14 protein-coding genes and 1 pseudogene are annotated in these 12,424 nt (G+C 60.4%); 8 read left to right on the top strand and 7 right to left on the bottom strand.

All coding sequences use genetic code 11. The features are described from left to right. Positions 1-80 precede the first annotated feature (80 nt). Positions 81-356, bottom strand: a complete 276-nt coding sequence (locus tag AMM33_RS04640; protein ID WP_090139227.1) for an oxidative damage protection protein — start codon at positions 354-356, stop codon at positions 81-83. Positions 357-569: 213 nt separating this feature from the next. On the opposite strand from AMM33_RS04640, the gene AMM33_RS04635 reads away from it, so the two are divergent. Then, positions 570-1,346, top strand: coding sequence for a ferredoxin--NADP reductase (locus tag AMM33_RS04635; RefSeq protein WP_090139226.1), 777 nt, complete (start codon positions 570-572; stop codon positions 1,344-1,346). A 111-nt stretch (positions 1,347-1,457) separates the two neighbouring features. Further along, complete coding sequence (locus tag AMM33_RS04630; protein ID WP_090139247.1) at positions 1,458-1,964, top strand: disulfide bond formation protein B; 507 nt, start codon at positions 1,458-1,460, stop codon at positions 1,962-1,964. Here the strand turns inward: AMM33_RS04630 and AMM33_RS04625 are convergent. Continuing rightward, complete coding sequence (locus AMM33_RS04625) at positions 1,949-2,425, bottom strand: Lrp/AsnC family transcriptional regulator (protein ID WP_090139225.1); 477 nt, start codon at positions 2,423-2,425, stop codon at positions 1,949-1,951. The two genes, AMM33_RS04630 and AMM33_RS04625, sit on opposite strands and share 16 nt — an antisense overlap. Positions 2,426-2,538: 113 nt before the next feature. Here AMM33_RS04625 and AMM33_RS04620 point away from each other — a divergent pair, with 113 nt between their 5' ends. Then, on the top strand, positions 2,539-3,228 hold the full coding sequence (locus AMM33_RS04620; RefSeq protein WP_090139224.1) for an aspartate/glutamate racemase family protein: 690 nt from the start codon (positions 2,539-2,541) through the stop codon (positions 3,226-3,228). A 63-nt stretch (positions 3,229-3,291) separates the two neighbouring features. On the opposite strand, the gene argA is transcribed toward AMM33_RS04620, so the two are convergent. Genes argA through AMM33_RS04605 form a run of 3 tightly spaced genes read right to left on the bottom strand, consistent with a single transcriptional unit; the run spans position 3,292 to position 5,351 of the window. Next, complete coding sequence (gene argA / locus AMM33_RS04615; protein ID WP_090139223.1) at positions 3,292-4,638, bottom strand: amino-acid N-acetyltransferase; 1,347 nt, start codon at positions 4,636-4,638, stop codon at positions 3,292-3,294. A gap of 12 nt (positions 4,639-4,650) precedes the next feature. Further along, complete coding sequence (locus AMM33_RS04610; RefSeq protein WP_090139222.1) at positions 4,651-5,088, bottom strand: TA system VapC family ribonuclease toxin; 438 nt, start codon at positions 5,086-5,088, stop codon at positions 4,651-4,653. Further along, positions 5,085-5,351 (bottom strand): hypothetical protein, encoded by a 267-nt coding sequence (locus AMM33_RS04605; RefSeq protein ID WP_090139221.1) that lies wholly within the window; start codon positions 5,349-5,351, stop codon positions 5,085-5,087. The genes AMM33_RS04610 and AMM33_RS04605 overlap by 4 nt, the downstream gene beginning before the upstream one ends. 161 nt (positions 5,352-5,512) lie before the next feature. On the opposite strand from AMM33_RS04605, the gene AMM33_RS04600 reads away from it, so the two are divergent. From AMM33_RS04600 to hrpA, 3 genes are read left to right on the top strand one after another with little or no spacing between them, the layout of a single operon-like run. Further along, a complete protein-coding gene (locus AMM33_RS04600; RefSeq protein ID WP_090139220.1) occupies positions 5,513-5,785 on the top strand; it encodes a type II toxin-antitoxin system TacA family antitoxin in 273 nt (90 codons plus the stop codon). Further along, positions 5,778-6,269 carry a GNAT family N-acetyltransferase gene (locus AMM33_RS04595; RefSeq protein WP_194945242.1) on the top strand — a complete coding sequence of 164 codons (492 nt, stop codon included), beginning with the start codon at positions 5,778-5,780 and terminating at the stop codon, positions 6,267-6,269. The genes AMM33_RS04600 and AMM33_RS04595 overlap by 8 nt, the downstream gene beginning before the upstream one ends. A gap of 38 nt (positions 6,270-6,307) precedes the next feature. Next, entirely contained in the window at positions 6,308-10,276 is a 3,969-nt protein-coding gene (hrpA, locus tag AMM33_RS04590; RefSeq protein ID WP_090139218.1) for an ATP-dependent RNA helicase HrpA, read from the top strand. A gap of 42 nt (positions 10,277-10,318) precedes the next feature. On the opposite strand, the gene AMM33_RS04585 is transcribed toward hrpA, so the two are convergent. Both AMM33_RS04585 and AMM33_RS04580 read right to left on the bottom strand, forming a co-directional pair. Continuing rightward, the gene (locus AMM33_RS04585) at positions 10,319-10,945 is read right to left on the bottom strand and encodes a pyridoxamine 5'-phosphate oxidase family protein (protein ID WP_090139217.1); all 627 of its coding nucleotides are present in this window, start codon (positions 10,943-10,945) and stop codon (positions 10,319-10,321) included. A gap of 99 nt (positions 10,946-11,044) precedes the next feature. Then, on the bottom strand, positions 11,045-11,431 hold the full coding sequence (locus tag AMM33_RS04580) for a nucleotidyl transferase AbiEii/AbiGii toxin family protein (RefSeq protein WP_090139216.1): 387 nt from the start codon (positions 11,429-11,431) through the stop codon (positions 11,045-11,047). A gap of 176 nt (positions 11,432-11,607) precedes the next feature. Between AMM33_RS04580 and AMM33_RS04575 the strand changes: the two are divergent. Next, positions 11,608-11,940 (top strand): annotated as a pseudogene (locus AMM33_RS04575) (DUF4372 domain-containing protein); the annotation flags it as partial. Between the two features lie 63 nt (positions 11,941-12,003). After that, the coding region (locus tag AMM33_RS04570; protein WP_194945241.1) for a transposase family protein at positions 12,004-12,424 on the top strand (421 nt) is incomplete at its 3' end.

Genomic DNA, 12,424 nt, shown 5'->3' with positions numbered 1-12,424 from the left:
CAACAGACCGCATGCGTGCAGGAGTTGTGCAGGAGTAGCGCCTGATAACCCAGCTAAATGGGCTGCACTCACTGACCGAATCAAGCCGCAGGAGGCGGCACGTAGCCTTGCGCGGCGTCAGCACCGTCACCAAAGAAATGGTTTTCCATCTGGCGGGCCAGGTACTGGCGGGCGCGCAGATCGGCCAGGTTCAGGCGGTTTTCATTGACCAGCATGGTCTGGTGCTTGAGCCAGTCGGCCCAGGCTTGCTTGCTCACGCCCTCCCAGATGCGCTTGCCCAGCTCGCCGGGGTAGGGCGGAAAATCCAGACCTTCGGCCTCTTTGCCGAGTTTGATGCATTGAACGGTGCGTGCCATGGTGTTGTCGAGCCTTGAACTGTCTTAAGAAGCGCTGGTTATACGGATATAGAATTTACGTATTTCCAGTTGTGAACAAATCGCACGAAAATACGCGTTGTTGCCCAGCGGCCGCGCCATCTTCGTGTTCTTGCAGGCCGCAACTGTAGCAAGCTTTCAGCATCCCTTAGCGGCATTGGGGCTCTGGCCCCGGCCCAAACCGAAACAAATCAAATGAGTGCATTTCTCGAAGAGCGCGTTTTGAGCGTTCACCACTGGACGGACCGCTTGTTCAGCTTCACCACCACCCGCGATCAGGCCCTGCGCTTTTCGAATGGCCACTTCACCATGATTGGCCTGCGCCAGGAAAGCGGCAAACCGCTTTTGCGCGCCTATTCGATTGCCAGCGCCAACTACGAAGAGCACCTCGAATTTTTGAGCATCAAGGTGCCCGATGGCCCGCTGACCTCCAGGTTGCAACACATCCAGGTGGGCGACACCATCGTCGTGGGCCGCAAGCCCACAGGCACGCTGCTGTGCGACTATTTGCTGCCTGGCAAAAACCTGTATTTGCTGTCCACCGGCACGGGTCTGGCGCCCTTCATGAGCATCATCCGCGACCCTGAAACCTACGAGCGCTTTGAAAAAGTCATCCTGGTGCACGGCGTGCGCCAGGTCAATGAACTGGCCTACCACGACTACATCACCCAGGATTTGCCTGCCAACGAGTTCCTGGGCGAGATGGTGACAAAGCAGTTGCTGTACTACCCCACCGTGACCCGTGAGGCCTATAAAAACCAGGGCCGGGTGACCGACTTGATGGAAAACGGCAAACTCTTTGCCGACCTGGGCCTGCCCCCGCTCAATGCTGAAACCGACCGCGTCATGATTTGCGGCTCACCCGAAATGCTGCGCGACTTGAAGCGCATCTGCGAAGAGCGTGGCCTCAAAGAAGGCAACACCAGCACACCGGGCGCCTTTGTGATTGAGCGGGCCTTTGCCGACGCCTGATGTGCCGCACAGGGCCTTGCAATGCCTGATCGGGTTGGGGCCATGTGATTTGCCCCACCCAGCCAATCACCCCACGGGCGCACAATGCGCCCGTTTGCTTTTGTAACCCCCTTGCCCATGAACATGAACACCCTCACCCCCCCACGCTGGATGGCCTTGATCGCCTTGTCGGGCATCGGCATGTTGGCTTTTGGCCTGTATTTGCAGCATGTAGTGGGCCTGAACCCCTGCCCCATGTGCATCGTGCAGCGCTATGCACTGATCGGCGTGGTGGTGTTGGCGGCTGTGGGCTGGCGTTTGCGGGGGTGGGGCCTTGCGGTGTCGGGTTTCTTGCTGGCGCTGGTGGCGGGCTTTGGCGCCTTCACGGCCGCACGCCAAAGCTGGCTGCAGTGGTACCCGCCCGAAGTCGTGAGCTGTGGCCGAGACTTTTACGGCATGGTCGAAAACTTTCCCATCAACCGCGCCATTCCCATGATCTTCAAGGGCAGCGGCGACTGCACCAAGATCGACTGGACCTTTTTGGGCGGCTCCATTGCCAACTGGTCGTTTGTGTGCTTTGTGGCGTTTGGCCTTTTGGGCCTGTGGGTGGCCTTCAAGTCGCGTCAGCCAGCGGCGTAATTGAGCGGCACGGCGGTGGTGTATTTCAGCTCTTCCATGGCAAAGCTCGAACTCACATCTGACAGCGGCACCTGCTGAATCAGCTGCTTGTACACCTGGTCGTAAGCGGCAATGTCGGGCACCACCACCCGCAGCAGGTAGTCCACATCACCGCTCATGCGGTAGACCTCGACGATTTCAGGGATGGTCTGCACTGTGGCCCGAAACTTCTCCAGCCAGGGCAGGTCGTGGTCACGCGTGCGCACCGCCACAAACACCGTCACCCCCAGATTCACCTTTTGCCGATCCACCAGCGCCACCTGCTGAGAGATCACGCCCAGATCCTTGAGCCTCTGAATGCGACGCCAGCAAGGCGTTGCCGTCAGGTGCACGGCGGCGGCCAGCTCGTTGATCGGCAAGTCGCTGCTCTTTTGCAGCAATTCCAGCAATTTTCGATCTATTGCATCCAGTTTCTGTTTCATGGCTAGATTGTAGAAAATTATTCCAAAAAAAAGCCATTTCGTGCGTAATTTTGAAACTTCATGCTGGTCGTCTGGTGGCAAACTTTGAGACTCATTTTGCAAAGAAGGCGGGCATGAAAAAAATTGGTTTGATCGGCGGCATGAGTTGGGAATCCACGGCGCTTTATTACCAACACATCAACCGCGAAGTGGCCAAGCGCCATGGCGGTCTGCACTCGGCGCGGGTGCACCTCATCAGCCTGGACTTTCAGGAAATTGCCGATCTGCAAAAGCAGGGTGACTGGCTGCGCATGACCGAGATATTGCAAACGGCAGCGCGCCAACTCGAAAGGAGCGGTGCCGAAGTCTTGCTGATCTGCACCAACACCATGCACCGCATCGCGCAGGAGGTGCAATCAGTGACCGCCTTGCCCTTGTTGCACATTGCCGACGTGACCGCCGACGCGATTTTGGCTGCTGGTTTGCACAAGGTGGGCCTGCTGGGCACCCGCTTCACCATGGAGCAAGCCTTCATGCGCGATCGGCTGGCGGCAAGGGGCATCGCGTGTGTGGTGCCCGATGAGCCCGGGCGCATCGAGGCGCACCGGGTCATTTTTGAAGAGCTGTGCCAGGGCGTAGTGAAGGAGGATTCGCGCCAGAAGCTCGCGGCCCTGGTGCGCGATTTGACGGCCCAAGGCGCGCAAGGCGTGATATTGGGCTGCACCGAACTGACCATGATCTTGCACCCTGGTGACGGCGGCTTGCCCAGCTTTGACACCACAGCGTTGCACGCCATGGCGGCGGTGGATTTTTCCTTGTCCTGAAGCTCGCCATGTGCCAGCTGATGGGCATGCGCTGCAACAAGCGCGCTGCCAGCACGTTTTCTTTCACAGCTTCTTGACCAGCACCTGGCTCTTTCGGTCCCAGTTGTATTTGCGTTTACGCGCCTCGGGCAGCCAGTCCGGGTCCACCTGCGCAAAGCCGCGTTTGATGAACCAGTGCATGGTGCGCGTGGTCAGTACAAAAATGCTCTTGAGGCCCATGGCGCGGGCGCGTTGCTCGATGCGCTTGAGCACCTTTTCGCCATCGCCCTGACCTTGTGACTGGGGCGACACGGTGAGCGCCGCCATCTCGGCCGTTTTGGCTTCCGGGTAGGGGTAGAGCGCGGCGCAGGCAAAGATCACGCCGTCGTGGTCAATGATGGTGTAGTGGTCGATGTCGCGCTCGATCTCGGTGCGGTCGCGCTTGACCAGCGTGCCGTCTTTCTCAAAGGGCTCGATCAGCTGCAAGATGCCGCCCACGTCGTCGGACGTGGCTTCGCGCAGCTCTTCGAGCTTTTCGTCCACCACCATGGTGCCAATGCCGTCGTGCACATAAATTTCGAGCAGCAAAGCGCCGTCCACCGCAAAGGGCAGGATGTGCGAGCGTTCCACGCCTTCTTCGCACGCTTTGACGCAGTGCTGCAGGTAAAAGCCGATGTCGGTCGGCTCGGTGGGCGTGGGCAGTGAAGCGAGCAACTGTTTGGCGGCAGCCAGGGGCAGCTCGGTGTCGATCGGGTTGTCTTCGCTGGCCGGCTCGCTGGGCTGCATGCGGATGCCCGGGATCTCGGTCACAAAAATCAGTTTGTCGGCTTGCAACTCGGCCGCCACGCTGGTGGCCACTTCTTCCATGGTCAGGTTGAAGGCCTCGCCCGTGGGCGAGAAGCCAAAGGGCGAGAGCAGCACCATCGCGCCCATGTCGAGGGTTCGCATGATGCCGTCGACATCGACCTTGCGCACCAGGCCCGAGTGGATGAAGTCCACCCCGTCCACAATGCCCACGGGTCGTGCGGTGATGAAGTTGCCCGAAATCACCCGTACGGTGGAGCCCGCCATGGGCGTGTTGGGCAAGCCCTGGCTGAAGGCGGCTTCGATCTCGTAACGCAGTTGACCCGCGGCCTCTTGGGCGCAGTCGAGCGCCACGCTGTCGGTGATGCGGATGCCGTGCGAGTACTTGGGGGTGTGGCCCTTGGCGGCCAGCTGTTCATTGACTTGCGGGCGAAAGCCGTGCACCAGCACGATCTTGACGCCCATGCTCTGGATCAGCGCCAAGTCTTGTGCCAGATTGTGCAACTTGCCCGCCGCAATCGCCTCGCCCGCAATGCCCACCACAAAGGTCTTGCCCCGGTGCATGTGGATGTAAGGCGCGACCGAGCGGAACCAGGGCACGAAGGTGAAGTTGAAGACTGTGGACATGGGCTTGAGGTGTCAGGGCTTGAGCAAAAGAAGTTGGTCTGCGGGAAGCAGACGCGAAAAATCGCGGTCGAATGTGCAGAGTGTCTCACCGGATTGCATCACCGTTGCGGCGATCCATGCATCGGTGATCAAGTTGCCTGTGGCTTGTTGTGCCAGACACACTTGCCGCAGATTGGGCCAGGTGGCACCCTGCGGCTGAAATTGCACGCCGGGGCAGCTGAGCAGGCTGTCCACAAAGTCGGTCACGTCTTGTAAAGGATCTGTTTGTTGAAAAATTTTGGGGTGGGTGGTGATCCGTATCAAACCTGTCACCACCATGCCCAGCAGCATCAGGCTGGTGCGTCCGTTGGCTGCTTGCACAACGGCGTCGTCCAGCCAGGCGCGGGCAGGCAAGTGGTGCGGGTGGTCGGGCCGGTAAGCGGCCGCCAGCACATTGACATCAGGCGTCATGACAGCCGCGTCAGGTCCATGTCCGCGTCCATCGCGTCATACATGGAGCGGTTACTGCTCGGGTCAATACCCGGTTGCAGGCCGCCCCGGGCTTTGGAGACAGGCAGTTTGGGAATCACGATGGGGGCAGCGGGTGTGTCTTGCCGGACATACAAGGACAGCAGTTCGCGCATCTTTGCGCTCAGCGATGTGCCTTCTTGGATGGCTTTGATACGGGCTTGCTTAATCAGGTTTTCGTCAACGGAAATGGTGAGATTGCTCATGAAAAATCTCTTTCTAGAAAAACACGTAAATCAGTGTAGCACGTGTTCACGTGAACTTTTTTGACAACAAAATATGACCCCTGGGGTAACAAATTCATACGGTAAAATTCCGTACCCATTGACCCACGAGACCTTCGCACCCCGCTTCAAAGGACCGCACCATGACCGCTTCTGCTGCCCGACTGGACCTGAAAATGGACGCCGCTGAAAAAGACGTGGTCTCGCGTGCGGCAGCGCTCATGGGCACGACCATGTCGGCCTTCATGCGGGCGGCAGCCAAAGACAAGGCGCTGGAGTTGCTGGAGCGCGAATCGCGGATCACCCTGAGCGACCGGGACTTTCAGGCCTTTGCCGCCGCACTGAACGCCGACTTTGCGCCCAACGCCGCCTTGCAGGGTGCCCTGGCCGATGCGGCAAAGGTCAAGCGTGCTTGAAGAGCAACTGCTCGAAGCCCAGCGCCACGACCGTTCATCTTTTGACTGCGGCGTGCCGCCGCTCAACGACTACCTGCACCGACTGGCCGCGCAGCACCAGAAAAAAGGCATCAGCACGGTGCGCGTGCTGGTGGACAGCGATGCCCCGCCAACCATCCTCGGCTACTACAGCCTGAGCGCAGCCCATGTGGCCCACGCCGCGCTGCCTGCCGAGACCCGCAAAACCTTGCCCCCATACCCCGTGCCCTGTTTCAGGCTCGGGCGTTTGGTGGTGGACCTGCGCTTTCGTGGGCAGGGCCTGGGCCAGGTGCTGGTGGGCTTGGCGGTGCAGCGGTGCCTGCAAGCGCGCCAGCATGTGGCGGCCTTTGCCATGCTGGTGGACGCCAAAGACACAGCTGCCCAAAATTTTTACCTGCATTACGGCTTCACGCCCTGTGCCGACAAGCCCATGACGCTGTATCTGCCTTTGGGTCGTACTTTGTAAGCACTGCTTGTTCGCGCCATTACCCTTTCATTTGACCCATGTCTGAACTCCAAATCGACTTCCCCGAAGGCCTGCCCGTCTCGGCCCGCCGTGACGAAATCATGGCCGCCATGGACCAGCACCAGGTCATCATCGTGTGCGGTGAAACCGGCTCGGGCAAGACCACGCAGCTGCCCAAAATTGCGCTGATGCTGGGGCGCGGCAAGCTCAACGCCAAGCCGGGCGAGCGGGCGCGGATGATCGGCCACACCCAGCCCCGGCGCATTGCGGCCAGCTCGGTGGCCAAGCGGATTGCCGAAGAACTCAAAACGCCGCTGGGCGAGGTGGTGGGTTTCAAGGTGCGGTTTCAGGACCGTTTGAGCAAAAACGCCTCGGTCAAGCTCATGACCGACGGTATTTTGTTGGCCGAAACGCAAACCGACCCGCTGCTGCAGGCCTACGACACCATCATCATCGACGAGGCGCACGAACGCAGCCTGAACATCGACTTCTTGCTGGGTTACCTGCGCCAGATCTTGCCGCGACGCCCGGACCTCAAAATCGTGGTGACTTCGGCCACCATCGACGCCGACCGGTTTGCCAAGCACTTTGCCTCGCGCAACGGTCCGGCCCCGGTCATCATGGTGTCCGGCCGCACCTTCCCGGTGGAGCAGCGTTACCGCCCGTTTGAAGAGTCGCGTGACTATGGCCTGAACGAGGCTATGGCCGATGCGGTGGACGAACTCTGGCAAGGCGGGGCAGCGGGCGACATCCTGATCTTTTTGCCCGGCGAGCGCGAGATCCGCGAAGCCGCCGACCACCTGCGCAAGCACTTGGCGCACCAGCCACTCACGCGGGGTGCCGAAGTTTTGCCTTTGTTTGCCCGCCTGTCGCAGGCCGAGCAAGACCAGATTTTTGAAGCGTCCAACGGCCGCCGCATCGTTCTTGCCACCAACGTGGCCGAGACTTCTTTGACGGTGCCGGGCATCCGTTATGTGATCGACGCGGGCACGGCGCGGGTCAAACGCTACAGCCTGCGCAGCAAGGTCGAGCAGCTCATGGTCGAGCCGATCAGCCAGGCGGCGGCCAACCAGCGGGCGGGCCGCTGCGGCCGCGTGGCCAACGGCATCTGCATCCGCCTGTACGACGACAAAGACTTTGCAGGCCGCCCCCGCTTCACCGATCCGGAAATCTTGCGCTCGTCCTTGGCGGGCGTGATCTTGCGCATGAAGAGCCTGCACCTGGGCGTGGTGGAAGACTTCCCGTTCATCGAAGCGCCTTCCAAACGCGCCATCACCGACGGCTACCAATTACTGGCCGAGCTGGGCGCAGTCGATGACGACAACGAACTCACCCCCATTGGCCAAGAGCTGGCCCGTCTGCCGCTGGACCCGCGTGTGGGCCGCATGATTCTGGAAGCGCGTCACCGCAACGCCCTGGACGAAGTGCTGGTCATTGCCAGCGCCATGAGCGTGCAAGACGTGCGCGACCGCCCGATGGACGCCCAGGCCCAGGCCGACCAGCAACACGCCAAGTTTGATGACGACAAAAGCGAGTTCACCGGTTACCTGAAACTGTGGAAATGGATTCATGACGCCCGAGGCGGGCCCTCTAAAACAATTGGGGTCAGATCCCAATTAAATTCGCCAGTCCAGCCGGGTCAAAACAATCGGGATCTGACCCCGATTAAAGAAGCGCCGCAGCACAAGCTGAGCAACCGCCAATACGAGCAGCTGCTCCGCCAGAACTTCATCAACATCCGGCGCGTGCGCGAGTGGCGGGACACGCACACCCAGCTGCTCACCGTGGTGGCCGAACACAAGTGGCGCATCAACACGCAGCCTGCGAGTTATGAGCAATTGCACCTGTCCATGCTGGCAGGTCTGCTGGGCAACGTAGGCTACAAACTCGAAGACGAAGAAGCCTATCTGGGCGCACGCGGCATCAAGTTCCACAAACATCCCGGCGCACACTTGAGCAAAAAGCCGGGCCGTTGGATTGTGGTGGCCGAGCTGGTGGAGACCACGCGCCTGTTTGGCCGGGGCATCGCGGCCATCGAGCCGCAGTGGCTGGAGCAAGTCGGCGCGCACCTCCTGCGCAAACAGGTGCTCGACCCGCATTGGGAAAAGAAATCCGCCGAAGTGGTGGCGCTGGAACGCGCCACGCTGTATGGCCTGGTGGTTTACAGCGGGCGGCGCACGGCCTACAGCCGGGTGGACCTGCACGGCGCACGCGTCATCTTCATCCGCGAAGCGCTGGTGGGCGACCAGTGGGAGACCAAGCTGCCTTTCCTGGCCGCCAACCACAAGATGATCGCCAAGGTCGAAGAGCTGGAACACAAGTCGCGCAGGCAAGACGTGCTGGTGGACGACGAGCTGATCTACGCCTTTTACGACCAGCAGATCCCCCCCGAAGTGTGCAGCGGCCGCCTGCTGGAAGACTGGTATCGCCATGAGAGCGCCAAGCAACCGCGCCTGCTGATGCTGACGCGCGAAGAGCTGATGCGCCACGAAGCCGCAGGCATCACCACGCAGGCCTTCCCCAAACAGATCCGTTTGGGTGGCACCGACTGCACGGCCACTTATCTGCACCAACCGGGCGACGCCCGCGATGGGGTCACCGTGACGGTGCCGTTGTTTGTGCTCAACCAAGTCAGCGAAGACCGCTGCGAATGGCTGGTGCCCGGCCTGCTCAAAGACAAGATCCAGGCCCTGCTCAAGAGTCTGCCGCAGCGCCCGCGCAGCCGCTTTGTGCCCCTGCCCGAATCGGCCACGCGCTTGGCGGCCGAGCTGTCGGTGCCCGAGTTGTTTGGGACCGGATCGCTGACCGACGTGCTGCTCAAAAAAGTGCGCGACGAAACCAGCCTGGACGTGAAGCGCACCGACTTCAAACACGAGATGCTCAGCCCGCATTTGTTCATGAACCTGCTGGTGGTGGACGAACACGGCCGCCAGCTGGGCATGGGCCGCAACTTGGGCGCGCTCAAAGGCGAGCTGGGTGCCAAAGCGCGAGGTGCGTTTCAGGCGCTGGCGCAGCTGAAAGTCGCCGCCAGTCCATTACCTGCGAACTCACCTCAAAACAATGCGGACCACTCTCCGGTCAATGCGAGTGAAGCGCGGCCATCCAGCCAACGCGCACCCGCCTCGGCCAAAGCCGCCGCAGCCCCCAAACCCCTGGCCCCCCAGCGCTACACCACCTGGACCTTCGGGGAACTGCCCGAGCTGATGGAAATCAGCAAAGGCGGCCAGACCCTGATCGGCTTTCCCGCGCTGGTGGACGTGCAAGACGCCGTGACCATCGAAGTGTTTGACGAGCCCGACGTGGCCGCCAGCAAAAACCGCGCTGGCTTGCGCCGCCTGTTTGCGCTGCAGATCAAAGACGCGCTCAAGTACCTTGAGAAAAACATCCCCGACCTGCAAAAAATGGCCGTGGCCTACATGCCGCTGGGCACGGCGGATGAATTGAAAGCCCAGATCATCGACGTGGCGCTGGACCGCGCCTTTTTGCTCGACCCGCTGCCCAACGACGAAGCCACCTTCAAGCGCCGCATCGAAGAAGGCCGTGGCCGCCTCACCTTGATCGCCAACGAAGTGGCCCGGCTGGCGGGCACCATCTTGCTGGAATTTGGCGCGGCCACCCGCAAGATCAAGGACACCAAAAACGCCCCCGATGCGACGGCCGACTGCACCCAGCAACTTCAACGCCTGATGCCCAAAAACTTCATGGCCGCCACCCCGTGGGCGCAGCTGCAGCACTGCGCCCGCTACCTCAAGGCCGTGACCCTGCGCCTCGATAAATACCGCGCCGACCCCGCCCGCGACGCCCAGCGCCTGACCGAGCTAAAACCGCAAGAGCAACGCTACTGGCGCCTGGTGGCCGAACGCAAAGGCGCGCAAGACGCCCGCATGCTCGAGTTCCGTTGGCTACTCGAAGAGCTGCGCGTGAGCTTCTTCGCGCAAGAGCTGCGCACCCCGCAGCCGGTGAGCATCAAGCGGCTGGAGAAGGCTTGGGGGCAGTTGAATCATTGAACGGAGTGGGCTCGCATGCCCCATGTGGGCATGCGAATCTGGTCAAAGCGACTGCTGGTAACGCGCCAACATCTCGGCTTGGGCTTCCACCTCGATCTCTTCACCCTTGAAGCTGCGGATCTGGTCGCGCATCATCTCGCCCATGCTGGGCATTTGCGCCCGGTCAGTGTGGCGCGAAGCATCCCACAAGCCCGAACGCATGAAAGCCTTGGCGCAATGCAGGTACACCGACGCCACCGTCAAGCGGATCACCAGCGCGGGCGTGCGCCGCGCATCGGCGCACAGCGCCAAGTCAGCCGGGTCGGTGGACAACACGGCGCGTCCGTTGACGCGCAAGGTCTCGTCAAAGCCCGGCACCATGAACAAAGTGCCCAAGCGGCCCGTGGCGATGATGTTCTCCAGCGTGTCCAGCCGGTTGTTGCCCGGCGCATCGGGCACGAGCAGCGTCTGCGCGTTCAGCACCTTGACGAAACCCGCATCGCCCCCGCGAGGCGAGGCGTCCATCTGCCCCTGCGCATCGCTGCTGGCCAGCACCACAAAGGGCGACAAACCAATGAACTGCACCGCATGCGCATCGAGCGCCGGGATTTCTTTTTTGAGCGCCCGCTCACGGGCGGGGCCGAAGAGCTGGCGCAGTGCGGGGAGGGTGGTGATGTGATGGGGGGTCATGGGCTTTGAGCTTTGGTCAGGCTAAATACCCCAAGTGGGTTGGTATGTACCCAGCCAGCGGGTGGACATCCCCTCGCGCCAGACTTTGTCTTTGTGCCTTCAGGGCAGCTGGCTCAAGTAGATGCGCGCTCGCTCAAGGGATTCGTTGTAACTCGGCCGATACTCAAGGGTGTCAATCGCCTCAAACTGCGCAGACAGCACCGCACGCCGTTGTTCAAGCTGCGACAAAAATGCTGCTCGGTGTCGCGTGAGATACGGCGAAGCCGTGGCCAAAGCATCAGGCTCACGTTCGATGACCAAAGACAGATCGAACAAATCACGGGCCGTGGCCCGGTCACCTCGGTGCCACAGTTTCTTGGCGACGATTTCGGCCGAGGTCTCGACTTTGACTTTGCGCCCCAGCAAGGTCCACTCTTCAAAAGGCTGAGCCGTCAAATTGGGCGACGCCACAAAATCAATCTCACCCTCAGGGCGCAGCAGCTTCACAAAGCCAGGTCCTTCAACATAGTCCTGTGATCAGTAGTGTCCGGTTAAATCGATTGGTTTGAGGCTGAAGTCTCGAATCCATGCGGCCTGCAGCTGATTTTTGTTTGGTGCCGATTTGAAATCCAGTTTGCCATTCCTGTGTAATTTCCAAGGACTATCGCCCTTGGAGCCTTGCCATGAATGTCGGCAAAACCTTGTTTGCACAAATCATGGAGTTTGTGCCTTGGACCAGCTTTTCTCGCATCGTCAACCGCTATGGGGGCGACTCGGGTGTGCGACGTTTGCGTTGTACCGAGCAGTTCCGCATCATGGCTTTTGCCCAGTTGACCTGGCGAGAGTCGTTGCGCGACATCGAAGCGAGTTTGGGTGCCAATGCCAACAAGCTCTATGCCATGGGCTTTCGGCATGCCCCTCACCGCTCCACCTTGGCCGATGCCAACGAGTCGCGCGACTGGCGCATCTGGGCCGACTTGGCTGCGTTGCTCATTCAAAGGGCGCGCAAACTATTTGGTTCTCTTGAAATTTGAGTGGGTAAGCTTCTGCCATATTGATCAACTTTTGAGCGTGAATTGATGACTGCCAAGCTGTTTGAATCTGCCCTGGGCATCACTGACCCGTGGTGCGTTGCCTCGGTTGAGTTCGACGAAGGTGCCAAGACCTTGACGATATTGATTGACTTCAAAGTCGGCAGTCGCTTTGCAGTCTCGGGTCACGATGGGCTGCATGGTGTGCACGACACGGTGGCCAAGACGTATCGGCACCTGAACTTCTTTCAACACGAGTGCCATCTGCAAGTTCGCACGCCTCGCGTGAAACTTCCCAACGGTTCGGTGCGGTTGGTCGAGCCTGATTTTGCCGGGCGACTTAATGGCTTCACCTTGCTGTTTGAAGCCTTCATTCTGATGCTGTCTGGCCAGATGCCATTTGCCGCCGTCTCGCGTCTTGTCGGGGAGTCGCCGCACAAGGTTCTGGCCGTGTGCGAAAAGTATGTTG

This window comes from Limnohabitans sp. DM1 (genome assembly GCF_001269385.1).
Taxonomy (GTDB): Bacteria; Pseudomonadota; Gammaproteobacteria; order Burkholderiales; family Burkholderiaceae_C; genus Limnohabitans_A.
The sequence above is the reverse complement of the archived record's forward strand: the minus strand, read 5'-3'. Positions and strand labels throughout refer to the sequence as shown.

Excerpts from the sequence above, each read along its gene's own strand:
- AMM33_RS04640 (WP_090139227.1), bottom strand. The coding sequence starts at position 356 with ATGGCACGCACCGTTCAATGCATCAAACTCGGCAAAGAGGCCGAAGGT.
- hrpA (WP_090139218.1), top strand. The coding sequence starts at position 6,308 with ATGTCTGAACTCCAAATCGACTTCCCCGAAGGCCTGCCCGTCTCGGCC.
- AMM33_RS04635 (WP_090139226.1), top strand. The coding sequence starts at position 570 with ATGAGTGCATTTCTCGAAGAGCGCGTTTTGAGCGTTCACCACTGGACG.
- argA (WP_090139223.1), bottom strand. The coding sequence starts at position 4,638 with ATGTCCACAGTCTTCAACTTCACCTTCGTGCCCTGGTTCCGCTCGGTC.
- AMM33_RS04600 (WP_090139220.1), top strand. The coding sequence starts at position 5,513 with ATGACCGCTTCTGCTGCCCGACTGGACCTGAAAATGGACGCCGCTGAA.
- AMM33_RS04610 (WP_090139222.1), bottom strand. The coding sequence starts at position 5,088 with ATGACGCCTGATGTCAATGTGCTGGCGGCCGCTTACCGGCCCGACCAC.
- AMM33_RS04625 (WP_090139225.1), bottom strand. The coding sequence starts at position 2,425 with ATGAAACAGAAACTGGATGCAATAGATCGAAAATTGCTGGAATTGCTG.
- AMM33_RS04605 (WP_090139221.1), bottom strand. The coding sequence starts at position 5,351 with ATGAGCAATCTCACCATTTCCGTTGACGAAAACCTGATTAAGCAAGCC.
- AMM33_RS04620 (WP_090139224.1), top strand. The coding sequence starts at position 2,539 with ATGAAAAAAATTGGTTTGATCGGCGGCATGAGTTGGGAATCCACGGCG.
- AMM33_RS04585 (WP_090139217.1), bottom strand. The coding sequence starts at position 10,945 with ATGACCCCCCATCACATCACCACCCTCCCCGCACTGCGCCAGCTCTTC.